Annotated in this window: 3 protein-coding genes; 1 reads left to right on the top strand and 2 read right to left on the bottom strand. The window is 70.6% G+C overall.

From position 1 onward, the window contains the following. On the bottom strand, window positions 1-181 hold a 181-nt coding region (locus tag ACK5KK_RS15440; RefSeq protein ID WP_416890973.1), incomplete at its 3' end, for a DnaB-like helicase N-terminal domain-containing protein. 428 nt (window positions 182-609) lie between these two features. On the opposite strand from ACK5KK_RS15440, the gene ACK5KK_RS15435 reads away from it, so the two are divergent. Then, window positions 610-2118, top strand: a complete 1509-nt coding sequence (locus tag ACK5KK_RS15435; protein ID WP_416890972.1) for an aldehyde dehydrogenase (NADP(+)) — start codon at window positions 610-612, stop codon at window positions 2116-2118. Between the two features lie 75 nt (window positions 2119-2193). Here ACK5KK_RS15435 and rplI read toward each other — a convergent pair. Then, window positions 2194-2545, bottom strand: a 352-nt coding sequence (gene rplI, locus ACK5KK_RS15430) for a 50S ribosomal protein L9 (RefSeq protein ID WP_416890971.1), incomplete at its 5' end; no start/stop codon positions are given.

Raw genomic sequence — 2545 nt, 5'->3', positions numbered from 1 at the left:
GCTCATGCTTGGGGACATAGAAATCCGTGCCCCGCAGGGTTTCGATCACGTCCGCGACGGCATCGCCCGACAGCAGCATGCCGCCCAGCGCGCTCTGCTCAGCGAGCATGTCGTGCGGCGGGGTCCGTTCCGGGGTCCGGGGGCCGCCGAGTCGCTCCTCCGAGATGTCCGCGATCGACATGCAACGCCCTCCGCACAGCTGTGGCCCCTCATCGGGATATTTCAGGACCGCAGTACACGGTAGGGAGGGGCTCCGACACCCGCAAACTCCCCTGTGGATAACTATGTGGAGAACGTGCGCGAAACGCCGCTACCGCTGTGTACAAGACCTGTGGAGAACTACGCGACGCGTCGGCAATATGGTCTCAAAATTCACTACTGATCAGGTCATAAAGTATCCCCACCCTGTGGGGAAAGATGTGATTCAAGCCGCGCTTGAAGGTTCTACGATCGGCATCCGCCTGTGCACAAGTACCCCCTCCAACGCAAGGGGGAATTCCTGCCGGATCGGCCGAATTCGCGCCGGTGTGAGACCGTGGAACCCTGGTCGTTCGGCGTCGGAGCACGGATGGCGAACCTCGCCCGCCGCGACCTGATCGGAGAGACCGCATGACCACGCTGACCACGACCGACCCGCGCACCGGCGCCACCGCTGACACCGGCATCACCGCGACCGACGACGGCGCCGTCGCCGGGATCGCCCGCGCCGCCGACGAGGCCCTCCGTGCCGTGCGCTCGCGGCCGCGGTCGTGGCGCGCCGGGTTGCTGCGCGCCCTGGCCGACGCCCTCGACGCCGACCGCGCCGGCCTCGTCGCCACGGCGATGGCCGAGACCGGCCTGCCGGAGGCACGGCTCACCGGCGAGCTGACCCGTTCGGCGTTCCAGTTCCGCCTCTTCGCGGATGCCGTCGACGACGGCGCGTTCCTCGAAGCGATCATCGACCACGCCGACGACACCCCCATGGGCCCCGGGCCCGATGTGCGGCGGATGCTGGTGCCGGTCGGTCCCGTCGCCGTGTTCGGCTCCAGCAACTTCCCGTTCGCGTTCTCCGCGCTCGGCGGCGACACCGCCTCCGCGCTCGCGGGTGGCAACGCCGTCGTGATCAAGGCGCACAGTTCGCACCCGCTCACGTCACAACGTTCCCACGCCGCGCTGGAGCACGCCGCGCGCGCCCACGGCGCCCCGGACGGGCTCATCGGCATCGTGTACGGGCAGCGGGCCGGGGCCGCGCTGGTGGCAGACCCCACGGTCGCCGCCGTTGGGTTCACCGGGTCGCTGTCGACCGGGCGCATCCTGCTCGACATCATCGAGCGACGGGAACGGCCCATCCCGTTCTTCGGGGAGCTGTCCAGCCTCAACCCGCTCGTGATCACCCCGGCGGCCGCGGCCGCCCGCGGCGACGAGATCGCGGCGGGCCTGTTCACCTCGTTCACCGGGTCGGCGGGGCAACTGTGCACCAAGCCCGGCCTCGCGTTCCTGCCGGCATCGGCCGACGGCATCGTCGACGGGATCGTCGCGCGCGGCCGGGATGCCGCCCCGCAGGCACTGCTCAACAGCCGCATCCACGACGAACTCGGCCGCATCCAGCACCGGCTGGTCGCCGACGGCGGCGCCCGGGTGCTGCTCGATGCCCGCCCCGGCGACGAGGGCTTCACCGTCACCCCGGCGGTGCTGGAGATCGCTGCGGCCGCCCTCACTCCCGCCGTCGCCGAAGAGGCGTTCGGACCGCTCCTGGTACTGGTGCGGTACGAGTCGCTCGACGAGGTATATTCCGCTCTCGGCATGATCCCGGACTCGCTGACGGCGACGCTGCACGCCGAGCCCGACGAGACCGAGACCATAGATCGGTTCACTGCGCGCGTGCACGACCTCGTCGGCCGCATCGTCTACAACGGCTACCCGACCGGCGTGCGGGTGTCGTGGGGGATGCACCACGGCGGCCCGTGGCCGGCCACCAACACGCAGCACACGTCGGTCGGGGTCACCGCGATGCGCCGGTTCTTGCGCCCGCTGGCCTGGCAGGACGCTCCCGCCCACGTGCTGCCCGCCGAACTGCGCGACGGCCCGGTCGACGTCCCCCGTCGCGTCGACGGCGAGTTGCAGCTCGCGGCGCGCTGACCGTAGCCTGACGTGCCCCGGACAACGGAACGCCCCGGACCTCGTGGGTCCGGGGCGTTCCGTTGTCGCGTGAGGTTACTTCGCGGCGACCACGAGCAGCGCGATCACGGCGGTCACGTCGTCGCGCAGGCGAACGACGGCCTCGTACTCGCCGACCGACTTGATCGGGGTCGGGAAGGTGATCTTGCGCTTGTCGAGCTCGCCGATGCCGGCGGCCTGCACGGCCTCGACCACGTCGGAGGTCTTGACCGACCCGAACAGCCGGCCCTCCTTGCCCGCGTTGACCTCGAGGCGCACACGCCCGTCTTCCAGCTTGTCCTTGAGGGCCACGGCGTCTTCGTGGGCGTGGATCGCGCGAGCGTCGCGGGCGGCACGGATGGATGCCACCTGCTTCTCGCCGCCGCGGGTCCACGCCACCGCGAAGCCC

Source organism: Microbacterium sp. (genome assembly GCF_047972865.1).
In the GTDB taxonomy this organism is placed as follows: Bacteria; Actinomycetota; Actinomycetes; order Actinomycetales; family Microbacteriaceae; genus Microbacterium.
Note: the sequence above shows the minus strand (reverse complement) of the source record. Positions and strands in the feature narration are given on the sequence as shown.